The sequence below is a fragment of the Aestuariirhabdus sp. LZHN29 genome (genome assembly GCF_049985285.1).
Taxonomy (GTDB): Bacteria; Pseudomonadota; Gammaproteobacteria; order Pseudomonadales; family Aestuariirhabdaceae; genus Aestuariirhabdus.
In genome coordinates this window covers 647,511-669,582 of the sequence record NZ_JBNIEU010000002.1, presented here as the reverse complement: position 1 = coordinate 669,582, position 22,072 = coordinate 647,511, and the positions used below count along the sequence as shown (strand labels likewise).

The 22,072-nt window shown below is 55.5% G+C and carries 24 protein-coding genes; 9 read left to right on the top strand and 15 right to left on the bottom strand.

What is annotated here, in order from left to right; genetic code table 11:
• Positions 1 to 18 precede the first annotated feature (18 nt).
• A complete protein-coding gene (locus ACP3PW_RS09830; RefSeq protein WP_426416522.1) occupies positions 19 to 1,113 on the bottom strand; it encodes an AI-2E family transporter in 1,095 nt (364 codons plus the stop codon).
• 24 nt (positions 1,114 to 1,137) lie between these two features.
• Positions 1,138 to 2,241 (bottom strand): DUF2066 domain-containing protein, encoded by a 1,104-nt coding sequence (locus tag ACP3PW_RS09825; RefSeq protein ID WP_426416521.1) that lies wholly within the window; start codon positions 2,239 to 2,241, stop codon positions 1,138 to 1,140.
• Positions 2,242 to 2,391: 150 nt separating this feature from the next.
• On the opposite strand from ACP3PW_RS09825, the gene purM reads away from it, so the two are divergent.
• From purM to gloA, 4 genes are all read left to right on the top strand, one after another.
• Positions 2,392 to 3,450 (top strand): phosphoribosylformylglycinamidine cyclo-ligase, encoded by a 1,059-nt coding sequence (gene purM, locus ACP3PW_RS09820; RefSeq protein WP_426416520.1) that lies wholly within the window; start codon positions 2,392 to 2,394, stop codon positions 3,448 to 3,450.
• A gap of 13 nt (positions 3,451 to 3,463) precedes the next feature.
• Positions 3,464 to 4,102, top strand: coding sequence for a phosphoribosylglycinamide formyltransferase (purN, locus tag ACP3PW_RS09815; RefSeq protein WP_426416519.1), 639 nt, complete (start codon positions 3,464 to 3,466; stop codon positions 4,100 to 4,102).
• 68 nt (positions 4,103 to 4,170) lie between these two features.
• The gene (locus ACP3PW_RS09810; protein WP_426416518.1) at positions 4,171 to 4,905 is read left to right on the top strand and encodes a DUF3108 domain-containing protein; all 735 of its coding nucleotides are present in this window, start codon (positions 4,171 to 4,173) and stop codon (positions 4,903 to 4,905) included.
• Positions 4,905 to 5,285: a lactoylglutathione lyase gene (gloA, locus tag ACP3PW_RS09805; protein ID WP_426416517.1), complete on the top strand. Its 381-nt coding sequence runs from the start codon at positions 4,905 to 4,907 to the stop codon at positions 5,283 to 5,285. The genes ACP3PW_RS09810 and gloA overlap by 1 nt, the downstream gene beginning before the upstream one ends.
• A gap of 109 nt (positions 5,286 to 5,394) precedes the next feature.
• Here gloA and ACP3PW_RS09800 read toward each other — a convergent pair whose 3' ends face one another.
• The 6 genes from ACP3PW_RS09800 to ACP3PW_RS09775 form a co-directional block, all read right to left on the bottom strand.
• Positions 5,395 to 6,615, bottom strand: a complete 1,221-nt coding sequence (locus tag ACP3PW_RS09800; protein WP_426416516.1) for an argininosuccinate synthase — start codon at positions 6,613 to 6,615, stop codon at positions 5,395 to 5,397.
• A gap of 553 nt (positions 6,616 to 7,168) precedes the next feature.
• Positions 7,169 to 7,501, bottom strand: a complete 333-nt coding sequence (locus ACP3PW_RS09795) for an SHOCT domain-containing protein (protein WP_426416515.1) — start codon at positions 7,499 to 7,501, stop codon at positions 7,169 to 7,171.
• A gap of 9 nt (positions 7,502 to 7,510) precedes the next feature.
• Positions 7,511 to 7,873, bottom strand: a complete 363-nt coding sequence (locus tag ACP3PW_RS09790) for a c-type cytochrome (RefSeq protein ID WP_426417032.1) — start codon at positions 7,871 to 7,873, stop codon at positions 7,511 to 7,513.
• 166 nt (positions 7,874 to 8,039) lie between these two features.
• Positions 8,040 to 8,648, bottom strand: coding sequence for a cation transporter (locus ACP3PW_RS09785; protein WP_426416514.1), 609 nt, complete (start codon positions 8,646 to 8,648; stop codon positions 8,040 to 8,042).
• Between the two features lie 50 nt (positions 8,649 to 8,698).
• The gene (locus tag ACP3PW_RS09780) at positions 8,699 to 8,968 is read right to left on the bottom strand and encodes an ArsR/SmtB family transcription factor (protein WP_426417031.1); all 270 of its coding nucleotides are present in this window, start codon (positions 8,966 to 8,968) and stop codon (positions 8,699 to 8,701) included.
• Between the two features lie 665 nt (positions 8,969 to 9,633).
• Positions 9,634 to 10,557 (bottom strand): flagellar protein MotY, encoded by a 924-nt coding sequence (locus ACP3PW_RS09775; protein ID WP_426416513.1) that lies wholly within the window; start codon positions 10,555 to 10,557, stop codon positions 9,634 to 9,636.
• Between the two features lie 143 nt (positions 10,558 to 10,700).
• On the opposite strand from ACP3PW_RS09775, the gene pyrC reads away from it, so the two are divergent.
• Together pyrC and rnt are read left to right on the top strand one after the other, a co-directional pair.
• A complete protein-coding gene (pyrC, locus tag ACP3PW_RS09770; protein ID WP_426416512.1) occupies positions 10,701 to 11,750 on the top strand; it encodes a dihydroorotase in 1,050 nt (349 codons plus the stop codon).
• Positions 11,751 to 11,758: 8 nt separating this feature from the next.
• Entirely contained in the window at positions 11,759 to 12,385 is a 627-nt protein-coding gene (gene rnt, locus ACP3PW_RS09765; RefSeq protein WP_426417030.1) for a ribonuclease T, read from the top strand.
• 75 nt (positions 12,386 to 12,460) lie between these two features.
• Here the strand turns inward: rnt and ACP3PW_RS09760 are convergent, their stop codons facing one another.
• Positions 12,461 to 13,063 carry a peroxiredoxin gene (locus ACP3PW_RS09760; protein WP_426416511.1) on the bottom strand — a complete coding sequence of 201 codons (603 nt, stop codon included), beginning with the start codon at positions 13,061 to 13,063 and terminating at the stop codon, positions 12,461 to 12,463.
• Between the two features lie 338 nt (positions 13,064 to 13,401).
• Between ACP3PW_RS09760 and ACP3PW_RS09755 the strand changes: the two genes are divergently transcribed.
• Both ACP3PW_RS09755 and bfr read left to right on the top strand, forming a co-directional pair.
• Positions 13,402 to 13,608, top strand: a complete 207-nt coding sequence (locus ACP3PW_RS09755; RefSeq protein ID WP_426416510.1) for a bacterioferritin-associated ferredoxin — start codon at positions 13,402 to 13,404, stop codon at positions 13,606 to 13,608.
• An 84-nt stretch (positions 13,609 to 13,692) separates the two neighbouring features.
• Complete coding sequence (gene bfr / locus ACP3PW_RS09750) at positions 13,693 to 14,163, top strand: bacterioferritin (protein ID WP_426416509.1); 471 nt, start codon at positions 13,693 to 13,695, stop codon at positions 14,161 to 14,163.
• A 118-nt stretch (positions 14,164 to 14,281) separates the two neighbouring features.
• Here bfr and grxD read toward each other — a convergent pair whose 3' ends face one another.
• Both grxD and ACP3PW_RS09740 read right to left on the bottom strand, forming a co-directional pair.
• Positions 14,282 to 14,620 (bottom strand): Grx4 family monothiol glutaredoxin, encoded by a 339-nt coding sequence (gene grxD, locus ACP3PW_RS09745; protein ID WP_426416508.1) that lies wholly within the window; start codon positions 14,618 to 14,620, stop codon positions 14,282 to 14,284.
• 108 nt (positions 14,621 to 14,728) lie between these two features.
• Complete coding sequence (locus ACP3PW_RS09740; RefSeq protein ID WP_426416507.1) at positions 14,729 to 16,816, bottom strand: molybdopterin-dependent oxidoreductase; 2,088 nt, start codon at positions 16,814 to 16,816, stop codon at positions 14,729 to 14,731.
• Positions 16,817 to 17,089: 273 nt separating this feature from the next.
• On the opposite strand from ACP3PW_RS09740, the gene ACP3PW_RS09735 reads away from it, so the two are divergent.
• Positions 17,090 to 18,172, top strand: a complete 1,083-nt coding sequence (locus ACP3PW_RS09735; protein ID WP_426416506.1) for an ABC transporter ATP-binding protein — start codon at positions 17,090 to 17,092, stop codon at positions 18,170 to 18,172.
• 117 nt (positions 18,173 to 18,289) lie between these two features.
• Here ACP3PW_RS09735 and ACP3PW_RS09730 read toward each other — a convergent pair whose 3' ends face one another.
• From ACP3PW_RS09730 to ACP3PW_RS09715, 4 genes are read right to left on the bottom strand one after another with little or no spacing between them, the layout of a single operon-like run.
• Entirely contained in the window at positions 18,290 to 18,883 is a 594-nt protein-coding gene (locus tag ACP3PW_RS09730; protein ID WP_426416505.1) for a 2-hydroxychromene-2-carboxylate isomerase, read from the bottom strand.
• 50 nt (positions 18,884 to 18,933) lie between these two features.
• Positions 18,934 to 19,854, bottom strand: coding sequence for a F0F1 ATP synthase subunit gamma (locus ACP3PW_RS09725; protein ID WP_426416504.1), 921 nt, complete (start codon positions 19,852 to 19,854; stop codon positions 18,934 to 18,936).
• The gene (locus ACP3PW_RS09720; protein ID WP_426416503.1) at positions 19,832 to 21,319 is read right to left on the bottom strand and encodes a F0F1 ATP synthase subunit alpha; all 1,488 of its coding nucleotides are present in this window, start codon (positions 21,317 to 21,319) and stop codon (positions 19,832 to 19,834) included. The genes ACP3PW_RS09725 and ACP3PW_RS09720 overlap by 23 nt, the downstream gene beginning before the upstream one ends.
• Complete coding sequence (locus ACP3PW_RS09715; RefSeq protein WP_426416502.1) at positions 21,309 to 22,064, bottom strand: hypothetical protein; 756 nt, start codon at positions 22,062 to 22,064, stop codon at positions 21,309 to 21,311. The genes ACP3PW_RS09720 and ACP3PW_RS09715 overlap by 11 nt, the downstream gene beginning before the upstream one ends.
• Between the last annotated feature and the right edge of the window lie 8 nt (positions 22,065 to 22,072).

Here is a 22,072-nt window from a genome sequence, read left to right as displayed (position 1 = left end):
GCTCATATCACTAACAACTTAGCTCTCATTGGTTCGATCGGAAATATCAGCGTGGTAGAGGTGGCTCTGAAGATAATTGTCGTGGAGGTGGCGGACTAACACCATAATCACGGCCCCCACGGGCAACGCCAGCAGTATGCCGGTAAACCCGAACAACTGGCCACCCGCCATGATGGCAAAGATCACCGCTACCGGATGCAAGCCGATACGATCACCTACCAGCATCGGGGTCAGAACCATCCCTTCAAGCATCTGCCCAACCATAAACACGCCGCCGATCCACAGCAAGGGGAGATAACCATCGAACTGGAACAGACCCGCAACCATCGCGGCGCCGATCCCTACGATAAACCCCATGTAGGGCACAATACTGGCCAGCCCCGCCAGTAAACCGATCACCAGCGCCAGCTTGAGCCCCACGATCCATAACCCGATCGAGTAGATCACGCCGAGGCAGATCATGACGATCATTTGGCCTTTCAGAAACGCACCCAGTACTTCGTCACACTCCCGGGTCAAGCCGCGAATGAGTGGCTGCACATTGAGCGGCAACAGCGCCCTCAGTTTCTCCATCAAAATATCCCAGTCACGCAGCAGGTAAAACGCTACCACCGGTATCAACAGCAGATTGGCGAGCCAACCCGCAACCGCGAGTCCCGAACGAGACACCGACAGTATCCCGCCGACCAGAATATTACCCACCCCCTGCCAACTCTCCTTGAGCTGGGCTACCACCGCCGACAGCTGTAACTGCTCCGCCTCAACCCCCAGATAGCCCTGCAACAGCGGCACCAGGTGTCGTTCGGTATCACGAATCCAGTCCGGCAGGTTGGTCACCAGATAGCGGAGCTGAGAGCCCAGCATGGGAATAATGACCAACATGACGGCCAGCAATAGCAGCGTCATCACCACGAACACCCACACCACAGACCAGGTGCGCGAGCAGCCGTAGGCCTCCAGCCGGTCCGCAATCGGATCGCCCAGATACGCCAGAATCATCGCCACCAGAAACGGTGCCAAAATAGGGCTCAGTAAATAAACCAACCCCCCTGCGACCAGTGTGGCCCCCAGCAAAAACCAGCGCTGGGATACCGTCGTCTCCTGTGAATCCATCTGTGATTCCTTCACTGCTTCTGTTCAGGGCAGGCTCAGCCATTGATAATAGAGTGAGCGGCTACCCACCGGTTCCAACGCGCTGCGCTCAAGTTCCGGCTGCATTCTGTTATCGAGCGCAATCACCTCTTTTAGCTGCGCCAGAGTGCCGTCGATGGTCAGGTGCAACGTAAGCTGGTCGCCCTCTACCCCGATCGGTTTGGCACTGCGCACCGCCGTTATCTTTTGCAGATAGTTGATCGCCTGCGCGTAGTCATCGCCACTATTAACACCAGCAAGCACGAGACGGGCAGGCAGTTCAGACGCGTCACCAAGACGAATCGCATAGCGTGCAGCCAATTCACGTACCGCCAGGTCAATGCCCTTGTTTACCAGCTCGGTTTCATCCGCTGCCCTCACATCGATGCTGGTACGTTCGCCTCGAAAGATCATCATCCAGCGTCCAGCCAACTGGTTCGATGCAACCCGGTAGTAACGGCCCGCGAGAACCGCCCCGGGATTATAGCGGGCCGAGGCTTCGACGATCGGCTCTGCAAATAGCCCCCAGAGCTCGGTGTCCGTAATTTCGGTACGGTCGTCAATATCCATAAGTGGCAGCATCAGCGGCAGTCCACGCTCCTCTCCCCCCGCTTCCAACGCTTCATGAACCGGCCCGGTGCCCCCGCTGGCTACGACCTGACGCTTGCCTCGCTCCTCTTCGATTAGCCATACCAGCACACTCGGGCGGTTGGCACCCCAGATCGGCAGATCCAGCTCCCGTGCCAGCAGGGTGACGCCGCGTGGATCAAAGCTGACACGCATACGGCTGGCGGGTATCGTTTCACCCTCTTGCGTCTGTAACGTCTCGTCGGTCTCGTGATAGCCGAAGGTGCGTGCATAACGACCGGCGTCGCCGAGTCGGGCCTGCAGCTCCTCATCGGTGGCGAGGGCGGCACCCGACACCTTTCCCAGCACCAGAATCAGCGCTTGCTGCATCCCCACCGAACGGGACTCCCCATCCTGACCTGCAACCAGCACCTCGGCGCTGTAGAGATCCTCCACTGTTTCGGCCCACACCGGGGCATGCCAGCCTAGTGCCACCACGACCCAAATCAACAGAACATGCAAAGGTTTAGAGGTTTGATCCATGAAGAGAGGTATCCGTGCGAGTAAAACTGCTATTTTGCCACAGATTCGATGACAGGCATCCCTGTTCGGGACCGGAAACTGTTGCTAAAATAGCGCAGCCCCGAATCCGGGCCACATTTCTCAATTTATCCCAACCATGCAGGCCACTGAATGACCAGCCACAGCGACTCCAATAAGCCCTCCATCAGTTACAAAGACGCCGGGGTCGATATCGATGCTGGAAACCAGCTGATCGAACGAATTAAAGGGGTTGCCAAACGCACTCGACGCCCCGAAGTGATGGCAGGACTGGGGGGCTTCGGCGCTCTGTGTGAGCTCCCTAAAGGTTACAAGGAGCCGGTGCTGGTTTCCGGTACCGATGGCGTGGGCACCAAGCTTGCCCTGGCGATGAAATTGAACAAACACGACACCATCGGCATCGACCTGGTGGCCATGTGCGTCAACGACCTGATCGTCGCCGGTGCCGAGCCCCTGTTTTTCCTCGACTACTACGCCACAGGTCGCCTCAACGTGGACGTCGCGGCCCAGGTTGTTAGCGGCATCGGTACCGGTTGCGAACTCGCCGGCTGCTCGCTGGTAGGTGGGGAAACCGCCGAAATGCCCGGAATGTATGAGGGTGAAGATTATGATCTGGCCGGATTCTGTGTTGGGGTCGCCGAAAAATCCCGCCTGATTGACGGCAGTAAGGTGAAAGCGGGCGACCTGCTGATCGCCCTGCCCTCTTCAGGTCCACACTCAAACGGCTACTCCCTGATCCGCAAGATCCTTGAGGTCTCCGATAGCGACCTGAGCCAGCCGATGGGCGATAAGACCCTGGCCGATGCGTTGATGGAGCCGACTCGTATCTATGTTAAATCATTACTGCGCCTGATTCGTGAATCCCAGGTCAACGCACTCTCCCACATCACCGGCGGCGGTCTCCTGGAGAACATTCCCCGAGTTCTGCCCGACAACTGCAAGGCCGTAGTCGATATCAGCAGCTGGAAGCGCCCCGAGGTGTTCCAGTGGCTGCAGGAGCAGGGTAATGTCGAGGAGCGCGAGATGTACCGCACCCTTAATTGCGGCGTTGGTATGGTGATTGTGGTGCCTAGCGCACTGCGAGACAGCGCACTATCCCTGCTTGCCGAAGAGGGTGAAACCCCATGGGTTATTGGCGAAATCACCAGTCTGGAAGGCGATGAAGAGCAGGTCGAACTGCGCGGACTCTAGGATATATCGGGCGATGGCAACCAAGACGGTAGTAATAATTTCCGGCAGCGGCAGCAACCTCCAAGCGCTGATCGACCGGGCGCAGGAGATCGGCATCGAGATCAGCGGCGTCATTAGCAATCGGGCAGATGCGTTCGGCTTGCAGCGCGCCCAGCGTGCAGGTATAGCCACGGCGCTCGTCGATCACCGTCAATTCGATTCCCGGGAAACCTTCGACGCTTCGCTTGCCGAAGCCATCGATGGCATGCACGCTGAACTGGTTATCCTGGCAGGCTTCATGCGAATTCTTACCCCTGAGTTCACCCGTCGCTACGAGGGGCGGATGCTCAATATCCACCCCTCACTGCTGCCCAAATATCGAGGGCTGCACACCCATAAGCGAGCATTGGAAGCTGGCGACCAGTGGCACGGCGCAACGGTTCATTTCGTGACCGAAGAGCTTGACGGCGGAGCGACCGTAATCCAGGCGCCGGTTGCCATCAACGCCAGCGACTCTGAGGAGACTCTGGCGGCGCGCGTGCATGGAGTGGAACACCGAATCTACCCGCTGGCGGCGCAGTGGTTCGCCGAGGGACGCTTATCGTTGAAACAGGGTATTGCCTATCTGGATGATGCCCCCCTACCCGCGGAGGGGTACCAATACCACGATTGAGCCAACATTCGCGGTATCCAACAAAGCGCGCTACCATAACCTTTTCTAAAAAGAGAAAAGTCCTCTTTATGCGCCTACGTTTGCCGCTGTTTGCCGCTGCTTGTCTCTGCCTCTCGCTACCATTGTCAGCGCTCGAGCTAACGCCCTATGAGGCAACCTATAGTGCCACTTACTTCGGCCAAACCGGAGAGGCCGTACGCTCCCTCAAGGTTAACGACAATGGTAGCTACAGCGCGAGCTTCAATACTGACATCCGCATCCTGCTGATCAAGTTCTACCAGCATCAATCTTCAAACTTCGCCGTCACCTCCGAGCACCTCATCACGCCACTGCACTATCAATACGCGGGGACCAAATCAAAACCGGCGACCGATGTACAATTTGACTGGAGTGACAAACTCGCCACCAACCAATCGTCCCCGCCCTGGACCGTGACCCTTGCCACTGGCGTTCAGGATGAACTCAGCTATCAGGAGCAGATGCGCCTCGACCTGATGCATCAACGCACCCCCCTTACCTACCAGGTGATTGAGAAGGCGGATCGGCTCGATCAGTTGCGCTTTGAACGAGCCGGAGCGGAAACCCTGAATACACCTTGGGGTAAAATCGAAACCGTCAAGATCAAACGCCTACGAAAAAAGGGTAAGGAGCGGGAAACATTTTTCTGGTTCGCCCCGGCGTGGGACTATCTACTGGTCCGCATTGAACATATAGAGCGCGGCAGCGGTTACCAGGTCGACCTAAAAAGCGCTATGGTAAACGGCAACAACGTCGCCCCAGCCACTGAACAAGGGAGTAATTGATGAGACTACTGCACACCATGATCCGCGTCGGCAACCTCGACCGCTCAATCGACTTCTACACCCGAGTTTTGGGTATGGAACTACTGAGAAAGTCCGAAAACGAAGCCTTTAAATATACCCTCGCCTTTGTCGGTTACGGCGATGAGAGCCAGGGGGCTGTGATCGAGCTGACCTACAACTGGGGCACCGAGAGCTATGATCACGGCAACGCCTATGGCCACATTGCCCTTGCCACCGATGACCTCTATGGCACCTGCGAACGCATCCGCGAAGCCGGCGGCGTGATCAGCCGGGAACCCGGTCCCGTTAAGGGCGGCACCACTGAAATTGCTTTTGTGCGTGACCCCGACGGTTACGCCATCGAACTGATCGCCACCTAACCCTCATCATCAGGAGCCAACCGATAGCGTGCCGGTGACGAGCGCAGACTCTGCCACCCGAACTAAAAAAGGCCTCATCCGAGGCCTTTTTTAGTTCAACACCGCCATATTACTTCAGGGGACTGCGCCCCTTCTTGGCTGCGATCCGCATGCGCAAAGCGTTGAGCTTGATAAAGCCCGCCGCATCGGCCTGGTCGTAGGCGCCAGCATCGTCTTCAAAGGTCGCTATGCTCTCGTCGAACAGGGTATCCTTCGATTTACGCCCAACAACGATCACGTTGCCCTTGTAGAGCTTCAGGCGAACCTTACCATTCACGAAGCGCTGTGAGCTATCGATCATCTGTTGCAGCATCTCACGCTCGGGTGACCACCAGTAGCCGTTGTAGATCAGCTTGGCGTAACGGGGCATCAGCTCATCTTTAAGGTGCGCCACCTCACGATCCAGGGTGATCGACTCGATCGCCCGGTGTGCCTTTAGCATAATGGTGCCGCCGGGTGTTTCGTAACAGCCCCGCGCTTTCATACCCACATAGCGGTTTTCAACAATATCGACCCGGCCGATACCGTTATCACCGCCCACTTTATTCAGATAAGCCAGTATCTGGGCAGGGCTCATCTTCTCGCCATCAATGGCGACGATATCGCCCTGGTGATAATCGAGCTCAATATAGGTAGGCTCGGCCGGTGCCTCTTCGGGGGCAACGCTCCACAGCCACATATCCTCTTCCGGCTCATTCCAGGGGCTTTCCAACAGGCCGCCCTCATACGAGATGTGCAGCAGGTTGGCGTCCATGGAGTAGGGCGATTTCTTGCCCTGCTTATTCTCGACTGGAATGCCGTGCATATCGCAGTATGCCAGCAGACTTTCGCGGGAACTGAGATCCCAATCACGCCAGGGTGCAATAACCTGAATGCCCGGTTTGAGCGCATAGGCACCCAGCTCGAAACGAACCTGGTCGTTACCTTTGCCGGTCGCACCGTGGGCGATCGCATCGGCTCCGGTTTCATTGGCGATCTCCACCAGGCGCTTGGCAATCAGGGGGCGCGCAATCGAGGTACCCAGCAGATATTCACCTTCGTAGATGGTGTTGGCTCGGAACATGGGGAATACGAAATCTCGGACAAACTCTTCTCGCAGGTCGTCAATGTAGATCTCTTTGATCCCCATCGCTTCTGCTTTCAGGCGCGCAGGCTCAAGCTCTTCGCCCTGCCCAAGGTCAGCGGTAAAGGTGACCACTTCACACTGATAGGTGTCCTCTAGCCACTTGGCAATCACGGAGGTGTCGAGACCTCCTGAGTACGCCAGGACTACTTTATTAATGCTTTTCATCGAGTTTTCCCACTCTCTTTACTGTTTATATCCGGGCATCGGTTCCCTAAGGGGCCGCTAACAGATTCGAAACCCCAGCCCTAAGGCCTCCCGAGCAGACAACACTGTTCGCCAACACCTAACAAAAGGCAGAGTATTCTAAACGCCCACGTGACGAAATCCCAGCCCGATCACGACTTCCCGCAGATTTTCAGGTTTTGTTTTGTTAACAGGGGTCAATATGAGGGGGTGCCTTCAGAAAATAGGGACTATTTGCATTCCAGGGTTTAAATGAGCTCTTTGGGCTCTCCAACCTGATCACAGGACACTAGTTGGATTTCATACTATTGGAACGTAGTTCTGGAAGCAGGGCTTGGTTGGATTCCCAAGCCATCCTGCGGTTGAAGAGCGGAGGGTCTGGCCCAAGCCGGACGTTTGAATGGCGCTGATGGGGAGATGATGAGCGGTAGCAGTCAAAACCAAGCGGCCACGTGGCATGAGTTTTTTGCATTGCCGCACTTGCCTTCATTGCCGACTTCACAAATCGCTCCAAAAACCGTCGAAGCGTGCTCAGCTAAGGGTCACTCGTCAAGACCCTTCGGCGCTCCTCGAACTCTTCTCGGTCAATCTCACCTTTTGCGAAACGCTCTTTAAGAATATCCATAGCGTCCTGACTTGTTGCCGAAGGGCGCTTTGATTTATCCCCGCTCAACCAACGTACGAGCGACATCACGACTATTACCACAACAGCAATAAACACAAGGGTCATTAATGGGCCAAAGAACACGCCGCTTCCCCAGCCCATATGCGGTCCGTAGCCTTCGCGGCCCCACTGCTGTGCTAGCACTGCCGGTGAGGGCAGTAACAGACATGCGAACGCCAATACTCGATGAACAAATATTTTCATACCTGCCTCCTATTGTGGGTCACTGTCAGTGGTCGAAGGAAAACCTGCTCGCATGTAAGCCACTATCTTCCATATATCATTTTCAGACAGTTGCTCCTTAAAAGCAGGCATGTCAGTGCCGAAAGGTTTACCTCCTTCAGAAATTGACCAAAGCAGATATTCATCGGCCGCCATCGGCACCTGAATCAACTGATCTAGTACAGCAGGAGGTGGGGTTAGAGAATTAGCTGCCACGCCATCCCCCACCCCTTGTACTCCGTGGCACACAGCACACTGCTGTTGATATAGGCTACCGCCAGCACGAATGGCTTCAGGAGTTTGCGAATAGGGGTTTTGACTCCCTGTATATGGGCTCGGTACTCCGCTTCGCATGAATGCTCGGTGTCGCGCCATGCTTTGTCTGTTCATACCCATACCTTGCCCCCTCATACCGTTCTGCGACCACTGAGGGCCCCATCTATCCATATGATTGTGGGCATTGGCTTCTTCCGCCATAAAAGGCACAGCCAGCGTTAGGCACAGGACAGATAAGATAATTTTAAGAGGAGCCGCTTTCATTGAGATCACCTATTCCTTGTGATTGTTTAAGTTCTAATTGCGCCTGACGTACAACCTGTATCGCAGCACTAACATTGAGGCCGGCAATGACAGCCGCAACCACTAGGTCTGGCCAGCCTGACGCGGTGGTGAAGACGCCGACAGCAGCCCCCATTACCGCAATATTTGCTAAAGCATCGTTTCGACTACACAACCAGATGGAGCGCATATTGCTGTCGCCGCTGCGGTAGCGAAACAGCATAACTGCGACCAAAACATTGACCGCCAATGCCATGAGGCCAATAACGCCCATGATCTCAGGGTCAGGTACTTTTTCTGAGCCGATCCTGTAGATCGCACTGCCTATGACCCAGCAACCGAAAAGCGCCATGGTGGCACCTTTGAAAAGAGCAGCCTTGGCACGAACCTGTAGACTCATTCCAAGTACGAGAAGGGATAGGCCGTAGTTGATGGAATCGCCAAAAAAATCGAGGGCATCGGCCTGAAGCGATATCGACCCACTGTAGAAACTTGCACCAAGCTCAACAATGAACATCATGCCGTTGCTAGCCAGAGCAAACCATAATACGCGACGAAACTGCGGATTCATGCGGTCGGAGTCGGTCGCGCTATCGCTGGCACAACTAGTACACCCTGCCATTATGTTTCCTCGCGATCATAGGGTTCAGCCACGTGGTCAATCATGTCTTCGAGAACACAGCGTATGTGTTCGTCTGCAACGGAGTAAAAAACCTGTTTGCCTCTTTTTTCTGACCGCAGTAGGCGTGCGGCGCGAAGAAGGCGCAAGTGATGACTTACCAGTGACGCTGAGAGCTCAAGTTGCAGGGCTATATCACCTACGCACACAGGTTCGTTCAGGCAGACGAGAATGATTTTTAATCGACTACCATCCCCCATCAATCGGAACATGTCCGCAAGCTCAGCGGTGGCGTCTTCGCTTAATTTTCTTCTAATCGAGTTACATGTCTTCATGAAACAGCATTACTCATAAACATTCAAATATATATTCATATGTTTACTTGTAGCCTGCAAGTGGAGGCGCGTCAATGTCAATTTTGTAAAAGACTAAGAATCAACCCGACGTGCTGGCACAAACCGTAGAAGCCATTCATCTAGCCGACGACGGTTGAAGCCATTGAGGTATTGCCAAAATACGCCTCAGCGGATGATCCCTGAAAAGACACTGATGGCCGAGAACCCATAGTCCCTGTCTATACCAGTCGCTCAGAGCTGCAAAATAGCTGTCCACTTATGTGTATCCGGCTTGCAGGGGTGTGGTGGCAGTGTCAGTAGCGCAAAAGGACAGCAAATGGGCGCAAGATGCGGTTAGACAAGCTCTTTATCAGCGTCCCTTGGTCGACTCCAACCGCCCGTGATCCGGTTTCGCTAACGTCCCCTCTGCGCGCGTAGCTACCGTTTTGACCACTACAGTGCCCAACCAACTTATGCACGAAACGCCTGGGGAACACCAAGCTGACTCCTACCTGGTTTTGCACAGAACCGGGGGGCTCTCCTTTGCTACCACGGGTCAAAAACCCAACCTCAGAGTGCAAATAGCCAAAATAGGTGGAGCTTCAGCTATCGAAGCTCTCCTCTTTTTCCAGGCGGATGGTAACCCGGCGGTTGCGGGCACGATTGCTGCTACTGGTATTGTCCACTACCGGGTAGCGCTCACCGTGGAATCGCAACAGAATCATATCCGTTGGCAAGCCACGTTTTTGCAGGTATTCACGAACCACTTCAGCGCGCTCCTTGGACAGCTCACGATTCGCCAGCCGGCGCCCCCGGTTATCGGTGTGACCATCAATAAAGATGGTACTGACCGAGGGATCCGCTTTAACGTAGGTAACGATATCAGTAAGGGTTTGCAGCGCCTCGTTTCTGAGCTGGGTTTTACCGCTATCGAAGAGCACGATGGTACGTTGAATCTGGTCAAAATTGACCGGAAGTAACTGCGATAGACAGCCCACATACTGCTGATAAACCGGCTGAAAATTAACCGGGGATAACTCAACCGCTACCGGCTGCTTACTGTCATACCAGGACAGACGATGGAGGGTTGGCTGCATTCCGCCATAGAGCTGTGCCAGCATCGAGCTGGGTAGCGACCCCTTCAGGGAGACCGGTTTACGACCTGCACTTACGGTGACCGCACCCATCTCACGAACCACCGCTCCGATACGCCATGGTGGCGGCTCGGACGTCAGCTCCGCCTTGCCCTGCCGCATAGGGCGGTGCCAGCTATCCAGATAGAAACTGACCCGTTCACCGGCCCGGTGGGAAAACACCGCTTCCCCGTAGGCGGGAATGGAGTGGGAAAGGCGACATTCGAATACCGAGGCTTCCAGACGCCAGGTAGAGCTGTCCATCGGCGCACTATACGTCGCGGCGTGGGCAGGCATTGCCAACAGCGAAACCATCGCTGCCAGACCCGACCAAAGGATAAAGCGCCTACCCCGATTCTCCACTGTACACTCCTGCACTCCCGTTACATCCATGAATATCGGCTGCCATAAGTAAAACTTTACCCCTGATTTTGATTCTGCGCTCAGCTCTTTAGAAGGCCCTTCATCTATCGAAACGAACGCCGTTGGGTTAGGATGCGCAACAGCTTAGATGATCGAAAAACAAGGCCCCTGTCATGACCGACACCCTCACTATTATCCGTCCCGACGACTGGCACCTGCACCTGCGGGATGGTGCCGCGCTGAAACATACCGTTGCTGACGCCGCGCGCTATTTCGGTCGAGCGATCGTCATGCCGAACCTGACCCCGCCGGTAACCGACCTGACAGCGGCAATGTCGTACCGTGACCGTATTGTCGCCCAACGCCCTCGCGGCAGCTTGTGGCAACCCTTGATGGTCCTCTACCTGACTGACAACACCAGTGCAATGACCATTCGGGAGGCGCACGCCAGTGGGCAAATCAGTGCTGCCAAGCTCTATCCCGCAGGAGCCACAACCAATTCCGACTCTGGTGTGACCTCACTGGAGAAGATCTATCCAGCACTGGAAGCGATGGCAGAAGTTGGTATGCCACTGCTCGTGCACGGCGAGGTCACCCACGATAGCATCGATATTTTTGACCGCGAGGCGGCCTTTATCGAACAGCAGCTCGCCCCGTTGCACATACGTTATCCGCAACTGCGCATCGTGTTCGAACACATCACTACCGCCGACGCCGTACAATTTGTGCTCGGCGCCGACCACAATGTCGGGGCGACCATAACCCCCCAGCACCTGCTGTATAACCGCAACCACCTTTTGGTCGGCGGCATCAAGCCCCACTTTTACTGCTTGCCCGTTTTAAAACGCAACCGGCACCAGCAAGCCCTGCGCGATGTCGTTAGCAGCGGGGATTCCCGTTTTTTCCTCGGCACCGATTCAGCCCCCCATAGCCAGGCAGCTAAAGAAAACAGCTGCGGCTGTGCTGGTTGCTATAGCGAACACGCCGCCATAGAGCTGTACGCTGAGCTTTTTGAAGAGCTGGGGGTACTGGACAAACTCGAGGCCTTTGCCAGCTTTAATGGCCCTGACTTTTACCAACTTCCCAGAAACACCGATACAATCACGCTCATTAAACAGCCCTGGCAGGTGCCAAAGACACTTACGCTGGGTGAGCAACCACTGGTACCCCTGCGGGCCGGTGAGACGCTACAGTGGCAGGTAATAGAAGGGACAAGGGTGTGAACGATGAGATGCAGGGTAAATCATTGATAGCGAGCCGTTTCCGCGGCTTCCTGCCGGTGGTTATTGATGTAGAAACCGGCGGTTTCAACGCGTCGACCGACGCGTTGCTCGAGATCGCCGCGGTCACCATGAGCATGGACGAAGAGGGTTTCCTCTACCCTGACGAGGCGATCTCTTTTAACGTCAATCCCTTTGAGGGAGCGAATATTGAGCCCGCTGCGCTGGAATTCACTGGTATCCAGCCCGATAGCCCCCTGCGTGGAGCCGTCGATGAAAAGGAAGCACTGGAGAAGATCTTCCGCATCGTACGCAAAACCGTAAAGAGTACCGGCTGCAACCGAGCCATACTGGTGGGCCACAACGCCACTTTCGATCTCGGCTTTGTAAACGCGGTCGTCAACCGCTGCGACCTCAAGCGTAATCCCTTTCACCCCTTTTCGACCTTCGACACCGCGACCCTGGCTGGACTCGCCTATGGCCAGACAGTGCTGGCCAAATCCTGTCAGGCGGCGGAGATCGAGTTTGATAACCGTGAAGCCCACTCTGCTCTGTATGATACGGAAAAGACGGCAGAACTATTTTGCGCCATCGTCAATCGCTGGCAGGAGCTGGGGGGCTGGAATCCGTTTCGCTAACGCTTCCACATCACCGAAAGGACAAAAAAAGGGACGCGATCGCGTCCCTTTTTTTGTCCACTGCAGGCGTTAAGCTTACAGGTTATCGGCATTCTCGCTCAGGTACTTGGCAACACCATCGGGGGATGCATTCATGCCCTTGTCACCCTTACTCCATCCTGCAGGGCAGACTTCGCCATGCTCCTGGTGGAACGCCAGCGCATCGATCATACGCAACATCTCATCGACATTACGCCCCAGAGGCAGGTCGTTAACGACCTGATGACGCACCAACCCATCTTCGTCGATCAGGAAGGAACCGCGATACGCCACACCCGCCTCGGCTTCTACATCATAAGCGCGGCAGATTTCGTGCTTAACATCTGCAACCAGGGTGTACTTAACCGGACCGATACCACCGTCGTTAACAGAGGTGTTACGCCAGGCGTTGTGGCTAAACTGGGAATCGATAGAGACACCGATCACCTCAACGCCGCGACTGATAAACTCTTCGATACGGTGATCAAAGGCAATCAGCTCAGAGGGACATACAAACGTGAAATCCAGCGGATAGAAGAACACAACCGCCTTCTTGCCTTTGATCGCAGCAGACAACGTGTAGCTGTCAACGATTTCGCCATTACCCAGTACTGCCGCTGCAGTGAAATCCGGTGCAGATTTTCCTACTAATACGCCCATAGTTATATTCCTCCAATGTTGAACTATGAAAACCGGCTATCTAACACGCCGATCAATGTTGCAAAAACAGATAAGATTTCAATCTCTTGTGGCCAGTGAAACGCCCTGTCTAGAGCGGTTTACAGCTTCTGGCGCGGTGAATCAGGTGGTAAGCATAGTACACCGTGCAGGGGTTGCATCCCACCAAATCGCCATTGATTTTATTTTGCGGAACAATAGAGATTTCCTATTGGTAATCGGTTTGCAGTAAGGGCTTCTACTTATTGATAATGATTCTCGTTTTGGTTATTATTCCGTAACACTTCAACCCCAATGATCTCTTTTCCCAGGAACCCATCATGTACGTATGCCTTTGCAAAGGAATCACCCATAGCCAGATTCAACAGTCGATCGATACCGGTGCCGATAGCCTGCGCGACCTGCGTGAAACCTTGGGAGTGGGTACCCAGTGTGGCAAATGCGCCCGTACCGCTCGGGACCTGCTCCGTCAGGCCGGTAACGACCAGCAACCCGCAACCGGTTGCGATTATTACTCGGCGATTTAATTCCACCCTGTTACCTCATATCTCCCTTGCGCCCTGAAATCGCTGATCCATACTGAAAGTCCAGCCCTTAACAGGAGAACCGCGATGAAAGGTGATAGTAAGGTGATTGAGCATCTCAACCGCTGCCTTGGTAACGAACTGGTCGCCATCAACCAGTATTTTCTTCATGCTCGCATGTACAAGGACTGGGGGCTGACCGAACTGGCCGAGAAGGAGTACCACGAATCCATCGACGAGATGAAGCATGCAGACTGGCTCATCGAGCGAATCCTTTTCCTTGAGGGGTTGCCCAACCTGCAGGACCTGGGAAAACTCCATATCGGCGAAAACGTCCCGGAGATGCTGCAAAGCGACCTCAACCTGGAGATGGACTGCGCACTGCCCGATCTACGCGAAGGGATCGCTTACTGCGAGAGTATTCGAGACTACGTTAGCCGCGAGCTATTGCAAAAAATACTCGATTCGGAAGAGGAACATATCGACTGGCTGGAAACTCAACTGGAGCTTATCAACAAGATGGGCTTACAAAATTACCTGCAGTCTGCCACCTCCTGAAGGCGCCCGGCGCCCACTTTCATAACCTAAGCCTATAACGGCAAAAGCCCGCCAATGGCGGGCTTTTGTACGTGGGGATCGTGCCGAAAACGGCCTGATTTCCCCGGCAACGAGCGCGTTATCCGGCTTCTTGCTCACCCGCAGCGGCGCTGGCTTCCTTGACCAGGGTTTGCAGCTCACCGGACTCGTACATCTCAGCCATGATATCGCTGCCACCGACCAGCTCACCACCCACCCACAGCTGGGGGAAGGTCGGCCAATTGGCGTACTTGGGCAAGTTGGCCCGAATCTCCGGATGCTCCAGAATATTGACGTAAGCGAAACGCTCACCGCAGGCCATCACGACCTGAGCCGCCTTGGAGGAGAAACCACACTGGGGCATGTTGGGGGTGCCCTTCATAAACAACAAGACAGTATTGCTCTCAATTTGCTGTTTGATCTGGTCCATAATATCCATCAGGTTACCTCGTAAAAATTCAACTGGAGTTCACCGGCAGGGCCTGCCTGTCAGCATCCCGTTACCGCTTCTGGCGTGCATTCTACAACAATTAACGCCGCTACCCTACTATTGCGCCGGCAACGACGATAAAGACACGGGCACCCCGTTAACCGCCGCATTACCCGACAGGGCATCCAGCCAGAGCTCATCGGTCAGATCGTTGGCGCTGGGGGCGGAGAACTCACTCGCCACCTGCAACCGAACGCCAGGACGCTGGTGCCCCCAGCCATGGGGTAAGCTCACAACGCCCTGCATCAGGCGGTCGGTAATCGAGATACTGACCTCCACCTCCCCAATCCGTGAGGCCAGCCGCGCCCGATCACCTTCGCTTAACCCATATCGCGCCGCATCGGCGGGATGAATCAGTAACGCTGTACGTGATTTGCCTTTCACCAGCCGCTGGCTATTGTGCATCCAGGAGTTGTTGCAGCGCACATGGCGACGCCCGATCAACGTCAACTCCCCGACGGGCCGCTGCAAGGACTCCTGCACACGTTCAATATCCTGCAAACATGCCGCCACATCGCAGTGAATCTGGCCGTCAGGGGTTTTAATGCGCCGTAACAGATTGCTTCGCATCGGTCCGCGATCGATGCCACTGGGGGATTCCAGCAGCTTCGCAACACTCAACCCACTGGGCGCTAGCCCTCGATCCACCAGCTCTCGCGGGGCGGGCAGCGGCTGAAAGGAGTTGCCGCTAAGCTCTGCCATCGCTTTTCCCAGCCCGTTAAACAGCTGCCAGTCCAGCAACGCGCCTGCGCGAGGTGCGAAGATCGCTTCGCTATAGCGCTGGGTGTCGCGCACCGCAAAATGGTGGAACACCATATCGTACTGTTCATGGGCCAGGGGCGACGCCGGTGGCAATATGATGTTGGCGAAGCGGGTGGTTTCGTTGAGGTAGGGATCAATCGCCACCATAAACTCCAGTTCGCCAAGAGCATGCTCTAACTGACGACCATTCGGCGTCGACAGCACCGGGTTACCCGCGATCGTCAGCAGTGCCCGAACCTGCCCCTCACCTGGCTCCAGCATCTCCTCGGCCATCGCCGATGCCGGCAACTCTGCGGCGAACTCTGGCAAGCCACGAATGCGGCTCTGCCAGCGGTTAAAGTGCCCGGGGGCAGCGAACGCGGTAAAATCAATTGCTGGCGCAGGAAACATCATGCCACCAGGTTGGTCGATATTGCCCCCGACCAGGTTAATCAGTGCGATCAGCCACTGGCAAAGCCCACCGAAGCGCTGGGTCGAGACGCCCATACGTCCATAACAGAGTGCGCGCTCGCCGGCTAACGCCTTCGCCATCGCTTCAATATCTTCGCACGGGATTCCCGTGCGTTCGCTGACCTGTTGCGGGGTGAACTCGCGAATACTCTCGGCCACCGCCTCGAGCCCTTGCAGTCGCTCGCCGACCTCGCCACGGCCTCGGCAACCGCTCTCCAGCATACGGTTCAAAACCGCGAGCAGAAGCAGTACATCGGTCTCCGGGCGAATAAAGTGATGCTGGTCGGCGACCTCCGCTGTTTCAGTATGCCGTGGGTCGATCACTACCAATCGGCCACCCCGATCCTGCAACGCTTTGACCCGTTTTCGAAAATCTGGCACCGTCATTAGCGACCCGTTCGACGCCATTGGGTTACCCCCCAGCATCAACAGGTAGTCCGTACGGTCAATATCGGGCACCGGAATCAGAAACTGATGCCCATAAAGCCACAAGGAAGAGAGATGATGGGGCAGCTGGTCGACCGAGGTAGCGGTGAACCGGTTACGGGTTTGTAGCTGCTTGGTCACCATTTTTGCGTGAGTAATAGAACCCAGGTTATGGGCGTTGGGATTGCCCTGATAGGTTGCCACTGCATCGGGTCCATGGCGCTGCTGCACTCCGACCAAGCCTTGGGCTACCTCTTCAAACGCCTGCTCCCACTCTATTTCGTGCCACTGATCTCCTTCGCGCTTGATCGGCTTGTGCAAGCGATCAGGGTCTTCGTGAAGGTCCTGTAAAGCAACGGCTTTCGGGCAGATATGCCCCCTTCCCAGGGGGTCATTTTCATCGCCTTTGATGGAGACAACCTGCTCCCCTTGGGTCACAATTTTAAGGCCACAGATCGCCTCGCAAAGATGGCAGGCACGGTAGTGGGTTTGCTCGCTCTGGGACATATAGGCGTTCTCGCAAGGCTTATTCAAGGTGATTTTTTGTAATATTGTCGATCCAGCCTAGCGCCGGGGTGGCACCGGGCGCAACCGGGTTCACCAGACAAATAACCGGCTATTAACCAACCTGATAGTGACCCATCGAATGCTGGCTGGACAGAGTATTGATCTGGCTCAGTATTGCGAATGAGTTTCATTGCCCGTTATCTCCCCAGCCTTTAAGATGGGTGCTATTGGCTACAACCCGCCTATCCGAGGCGGACCGCAAATGGAATATCCATGGCTCTACTTCTTGAGGTCAGCCAGCTTAAACTGGCGTACCAGCATCAGGTGATTGTGAATGACCTGAGTTTCCACGTTAACGATGGCGACATCTGCAGCCTGCTCGGCCCCAGCGGCTGCGGCAAAACCACCACCCTGAGGGCCATCGCAGGTTTTGAATCGCTACTGGCCGGTGAGATTCGTCTCGACGGCAGAGAGCTATCCAGCGCCAGCGGGCAGCTGCCTCCAGAGCAGCGCCAGATCGGTATGGTGTTTCAGGACTATGCGCTGTTTCCCCACCTGACCATCTACGAAAACATCGCTTTCGGCATCAAACAAAAGCGTAACAAGGGGATAATCGTCAAACGCCTGCTGGAGATGGTCAATCTACCGGGAATGGATCGCCGCTACCCCCACGAGCTGTCCGGTGGCCAGCAACAGCGGGTCGCACTGGCTCGCGCTATGGCTCCCGAACCTCGTTTGTTACTGCTCGACGAGCCCTTTTCCAATCTCGATGTGGACCTGCGCCGCCGGCTTAGCCAGGAGGTGCGGGAGATCCTCAAAGAACAAAAAATAAGCGCCATCCTCGTCACCCATGACCAGGAGGAGGCGTTTGCCTTTTCCGACAAGGTGGGTGTTATCAAAGAGGGGAACCTGCTGCAGTGGGATACCCCCTACGAGCTCTACCACGAGCCCAACTCCCCCTTTGTGGCCAATTTTATCGGTCAGGGACACTTCATTCGTGGCCAGATGAGCGCCATGGACAGTATCACCACCGAGCTGGGCACGTTGGCGGGTAACCGAGCCTTTAACTGGCCCGAAGGAACCCCGGTCGAAGTCCTCCTGCGTCCGGATGATGTCATCCTGGATGAGGCCAGCGCCTGTGTCGCCACCGTGGTCCGCAAGACGTTTATGGGTGCTGTCAGCCAATATCATCTGCGCTTGCCCACCGGCAGTATCATCGAGTCGCTGATCCCCAGTCATCACAACCTGGAACTGGACCAGGCAGTTGGGGTACGTGTTGAGGCGGACCATCTCGTCGTTTTTGCCACCCCAACCGATGGCAACCCGGAGTTTTCGCGTACCTACCGCGAGGCATAAAAAACCATTGTTCGCCGGCTATTAGTGACGGTGGCCCATCGAGCAGCGTTAACGCCGAAACCCGATCTATCTGTCCCCCTCGATCATCGGGCCAAGGGCGAAACCCTGATCCCCAGCCTACTTTCGGTGCTGTAAGTAGCGCTCCAGGTAATCCAGCCGATCCTGCCCCCAAAACACCTGGTCATCCACCACATAGGTGGGCGCGCCAAATACACCAGCGGCAATCGCATCCTGCGTATTCTGATGGTACTGTGCTTCGGCACCATCCATTGCCGCGGCAACAACCCCGGCATCGATACTCGACGCTTGCAACAACGCCTGCACCGTCTGCGGATCACCGATATCCCGCTCTTCGGCCCAAACGGCGCGCAGGCTACCGTGGCACAGAGGCCCCACGTCCATCCCCAGGTTCTGCGCGGCGATAATAGCGCAGGAGGCCGGCAGCGGATCGGTGGGCCAGTGCGCAGGCTTGAGATTTATCTTTAGCTTTGCGTAATCGGCTACTCGGGCCAACTCCTGCAGCCGGTACTGCTGCCGGGACCAGTGTCGGTCCTTGGGTGCCGTGCCCCCGGTTTCGGCAAACAACCCCATGATATCCAGAGGTTTATAGTTAACCTTGACGCCAGTACGAGCAGCCACCGTCTCCAGTTGGGTGCCAGCTAAATAGGCAAAGGGGGAGAGAACAGAAAAATAGTAATCAACCGTCGACATAGAGGCCTCGTCATTTGAAATACTTTTGGGGGACGTTGTGCCAGTGTAGGCTACTGCACTCTGGTTTGTCCCTTATCTTTACCCTTTAGGTTTATGTCCAGCTGCCTGCGGGGAATCTTGGCACAGGAAGCATCGGGATCCTCGATAAACTCCGTTTGGTTCATCAAAATAATTTCGATCTCTTCGATAATGGCTTCCTGACGCATACGGTGGGATCTGCGCTGAAGCGACTGTACATGCTGCTCCAGTTTCTGGATGGCTCCCTGCAGGTGAATAATTCGCTGTTGATTTTCCGCCATCAAGGAACAACAGATAATGCGTTGCAGTTCGGCCATCAGGTAGTGCTCTCCGAGCCCGAGCATAAGATCCTGCAAACCGAACCCTAACAGCGGCGACACACCGGCAGCGCTCACCGGCAAGATATCCCGAAACGGCGGCAATACCCGATCAAGCTGTATCATCCCTCCCTCGGGGTAATGAGATAGCACGACCAGCGCAAACGAGCCTAGCTCCTGCTCCAGAGTATCGAGCTGTCCCGCCAGCCCAACGAGCACCGACTCCACCTCCTCACTGGCACTGGCGCCCGGCAACGCGGCCAACAGCCGTTGCCCCGGGATCGACCGCTGGTTAAGCCTGTGCCCCAGAGTAATGACGCCTTCAACCGAGAGATCGTCGAGGTACGATTGACCCTGTAGGATCAACCGCTGATTAAAATCTCCACAAAACCCTCGCTCTGAGCCAAACATCACACACAGAGTTTGCTCGGGGCTTCCCTCTGGCAGAGTACGGGGAAAATGGCTAATGCAAAGACCTGCACTATAACGGATGCGCTCGACCATGTTTTTCTGGGCGTTAAGGTGGCGCTCTAGTTTTCGCGTCTCCATAAACGCCAGATTTTTCATCGCAGCCATGATGTCACCGATCTCACTCAATCGGTGGATCTGCCCCTTAAGCTCCCGAACGGTGCTCACCGCTACCTACCTCCCGTAGCCATACCTCCACCTCATGAAGCCACTCCTCTTGGGGGTGATCGAGCGTCAAGCGGCTACCTGCCACGCCACGGGTAAGACGGTCAATGACTCCCTCAACCTGTTTGATTTCATAGTCATCCAACCAGCCCTGGTTATAAGCCAACAGCCAGGAAAAGTGAGCGGCAATGAGTTGCGGCTTAAAAAGGGGCTGTTTAAGCAACTCTCTCAATACTCTGCCCCTTTTCAGCTGTTTCTCCATCGCGGGCTCCAATCTTGCCCCTATGTGGGTAAACCCCTCCAATTCAAGAAACTGTAGGTAATCAAGTTTTATGCGCCCGGCCTGCTGCTTTATTTTTTCGTGCTGGGCCTTACCGCCAATACGGGAAACCGAGCGGGTAATATCTATCGCAGGTTTAAAGCCGGCAGAAAAAAGTTCCTGGGTGAGGTAGATCTGACCATCGGTGATAGAGATCAGGTTGGTGGGGATATATGCTGCAATCTCCCCCTGCAAGGTGCCCACGATCGGCAAAGCCGTCATGCTGCCTCCCCCATGGGCGCTGTTGAGGCGAGTTGAGCGCTCCAGTAAACGAGCGTGAATAGAGAATATGTCGCCAGGGTAAGCTTCACGCCCCGGGGGACGGCGAAGCAGCAGTGACAGTTCCCGATAGAGCCGCGCGTGGGTACCCAGATCATCGTATACCACCAGGGTATCCATTCCCCTGCGCATCCAGAACTCCGCTATCGCACACCCGGCCAATGGAGCAAGATACTGCAATCCCGGTAGAGCCCGCGCTGCGGCTACCACAACCGTTGTGTACTCCAGAGCCCCGTGGCGGCGCAGAATATCCAGCGTATTGGCCACCGTGGAGCGCTTTTGCCCGATCAGCACATAGACGCACCTGACACCCTGGTGGCGTTGATGAATTACGGTATCCAAAGCAATGGAGCTTCGCCCCAAGCCTTCGTCGCCAATAATTAACTGGCGTTGGCCGCGACCAATCGGCAGCAGCGTGTCGATAATTCGATTACCGGTATACAGTGGTTGATTTACGAATTCTCGCGCAGTAATTGGCGCGCTTAACCCATCCAGCGGCTGCTGAAATTCGCAATGCGGTAATGGGCCGCCGTCAAGTGGGTCACCAAGCGGGTCAATCACGCGCCCGAGTAGGGCATCCCCGACCCCGATACTACAGTGGTGACGCACACGAGACACCGAAGATCCTGCTCCCAACTGCCCCCGGCGCTGTAGCAGCACCACGCCAATACGTTCCGTAGACAAATCGAACACCATGCCACGACTACCGTCGGAGAACTCAAGAATATCGGCTAACGCAGCAGAGGGCAGGCCCCTAACCCAGACGATACCATCGCCGATTGAAATAACCTCCCCTCGCTCGATCACCCTCAGTCCCGGATGATAACCCTGAACCCAGCGCTGCTGATCAACAAGACGATTAATCCTCATGTTGAAGCTCCTTATCAGGAGACACTTCGCTGAACGCGATCAATTCGTCCTGCAGATTTGCACCCAGCACCCACCCACCGATAAGTAACCTTCCCCCCGCCCGTAAATCAGGGTTTATGCGCTCTTGCCAATCAAATGAACGTTCCAACAGTGACCTTACAGCCTGCTGCAAAGCCTGCCGTGTAGCCTCTTGTGGGGGAAAGGCGGTTTCAAGCACCACCGCTGTCGCCGTGTCACCCTGCAGCATTGACTTTAACCCCTGGGTCGCAGACTCAAGGTCAGTCAACAGCAAGTCAAGCAGGCGCTCTTCCAGCTCAGGCCGGGGGCATAAATCAAGCAGGCGCGAAGCAAAGTGACGCCCATTCCCCAACGCCAGTTCAAGATCCTGCTGTCGCTGCTGTTCACGTTTGCGTTTATCCAGCGCCTCCCGCTTCTTCTCCAGCGACGCCATCTCCTTGTGCAATACCTCAAGCGCCTCCCGGCGGCGCTCCTCTAATTCCAACTGCAGGGCTTCACGTTGCAACTGTTGTTCATGTTGCCACTGCTCAATTCGACCCTCATACTCCTGACGCAGAGACTCGGCTCGTTGCTGCAATGCATCGGCGTCGGACAGCGTTTGATCTATTTTTTGCTGACGTTCGCGCACCACTCGCTGTACCGGTCGATAGAGAAAGTGCTGAAGCAACCACACCAACACCAAAAAATTAAGTAGTTCCAGTGCGAAAGTGGACCAGGAAAATGTCATGACGGGCA

What these genes read in the sequence shown, in the direction of transcription:
- ACP3PW_RS09830 (WP_426416522.1), bottom strand. Translation starts at nt 1,113, where the DNA reads ATGGATTCACAGGAGACGACGGTATCCCAGCGCTGGTTTTTGCTGGGG.
- ACP3PW_RS09825 (WP_426416521.1), bottom strand. Translation starts at nt 2,241, where the DNA reads ATGGATCAAACCTCTAAACCTTTGCATGTTCTGTTGATTTGGGTCGTG.
- purM (WP_426416520.1), top strand. Translation starts at nt 2,392, where the DNA reads ATGACCAGCCACAGCGACTCCAATAAGCCCTCCATCAGTTACAAAGAC.
- purN (WP_426416519.1), top strand. Translation starts at nt 3,464, where the DNA reads ATGGCAACCAAGACGGTAGTAATAATTTCCGGCAGCGGCAGCAACCTC.
- ACP3PW_RS09810 (WP_426416518.1), top strand. Translation starts at nt 4,171, where the DNA reads ATGCGCCTACGTTTGCCGCTGTTTGCCGCTGCTTGTCTCTGCCTCTCG.
- gloA (WP_426416517.1), top strand. Translation starts at nt 4,905, where the DNA reads ATGAGACTACTGCACACCATGATCCGCGTCGGCAACCTCGACCGCTCA.
- ACP3PW_RS09800 (WP_426416516.1), bottom strand. Translation starts at nt 6,615, where the DNA reads ATGAAAAGCATTAATAAAGTAGTCCTGGCGTACTCAGGAGGTCTCGAC.
- ACP3PW_RS09795 (WP_426416515.1), bottom strand. Translation starts at nt 7,501, where the DNA reads ATGAAAATATTTGTTCATCGAGTATTGGCGTTCGCATGTCTGTTACTG.
- ACP3PW_RS09790 (WP_426417032.1), bottom strand. Translation starts at nt 7,873, where the DNA reads ATGCGAAGCGGAGTACCGAGCCCATATACAGGGAGTCAAAACCCCTAT.
- ACP3PW_RS09785 (WP_426416514.1), bottom strand. Translation starts at nt 8,648, where the DNA reads ATGAATCCGCAGTTTCGTCGCGTATTATGGTTTGCTCTGGCTAGCAAC.
- ACP3PW_RS09780 (WP_426417031.1), bottom strand. Translation starts at nt 8,968, where the DNA reads ATGTTCCGATTGATGGGGGATGGTAGTCGATTAAAAATCATTCTCGTC.
- ACP3PW_RS09775 (WP_426416513.1), bottom strand. Translation starts at nt 10,557, where the DNA reads ATGGATGTAACGGGAGTGCAGGAGTGTACAGTGGAGAATCGGGGTAGG.
- pyrC (WP_426416512.1), top strand. Translation starts at nt 10,701, where the DNA reads ATGACCGACACCCTCACTATTATCCGTCCCGACGACTGGCACCTGCAC.
- rnt (WP_426417030.1), top strand. Translation starts at nt 11,759, where the DNA reads ATGCAGGGTAAATCATTGATAGCGAGCCGTTTCCGCGGCTTCCTGCCG.
- ACP3PW_RS09760 (WP_426416511.1), bottom strand. Translation starts at nt 13,063, where the DNA reads ATGGGCGTATTAGTAGGAAAATCTGCACCGGATTTCACTGCAGCGGCA.
- ACP3PW_RS09755 (WP_426416510.1), top strand. Translation starts at nt 13,402, where the DNA reads ATGTACGTATGCCTTTGCAAAGGAATCACCCATAGCCAGATTCAACAG.
- bfr (WP_426416509.1), top strand. Translation starts at nt 13,693, where the DNA reads ATGAAAGGTGATAGTAAGGTGATTGAGCATCTCAACCGCTGCCTTGGT.
- grxD (WP_426416508.1), bottom strand. Translation starts at nt 14,620, where the DNA reads ATGGATATTATGGACCAGATCAAACAGCAAATTGAGAGCAATACTGTC.
- ACP3PW_RS09740 (WP_426416507.1), bottom strand. Translation starts at nt 16,816, where the DNA reads ATGTCCCAGAGCGAGCAAACCCACTACCGTGCCTGCCATCTTTGCGAG.
- ACP3PW_RS09735 (WP_426416506.1), top strand. Translation starts at nt 17,090, where the DNA reads ATGGCTCTACTTCTTGAGGTCAGCCAGCTTAAACTGGCGTACCAGCAT.
- ACP3PW_RS09730 (WP_426416505.1), bottom strand. Translation starts at nt 18,883, where the DNA reads ATGTCGACGGTTGATTACTATTTTTCTGTTCTCTCCCCCTTTGCCTAT.
- ACP3PW_RS09720 (WP_426416503.1), bottom strand. Translation starts at nt 21,319, where the DNA reads ATGAGGATTAATCGTCTTGTTGATCAGCAGCGCTGGGTTCAGGGTTAT.
- ACP3PW_RS09715 (WP_426416502.1), bottom strand. Translation starts at nt 22,064, where the DNA reads ATGACATTTTCCTGGTCCACTTTCGCACTGGAACTACTTAATTTTTTG.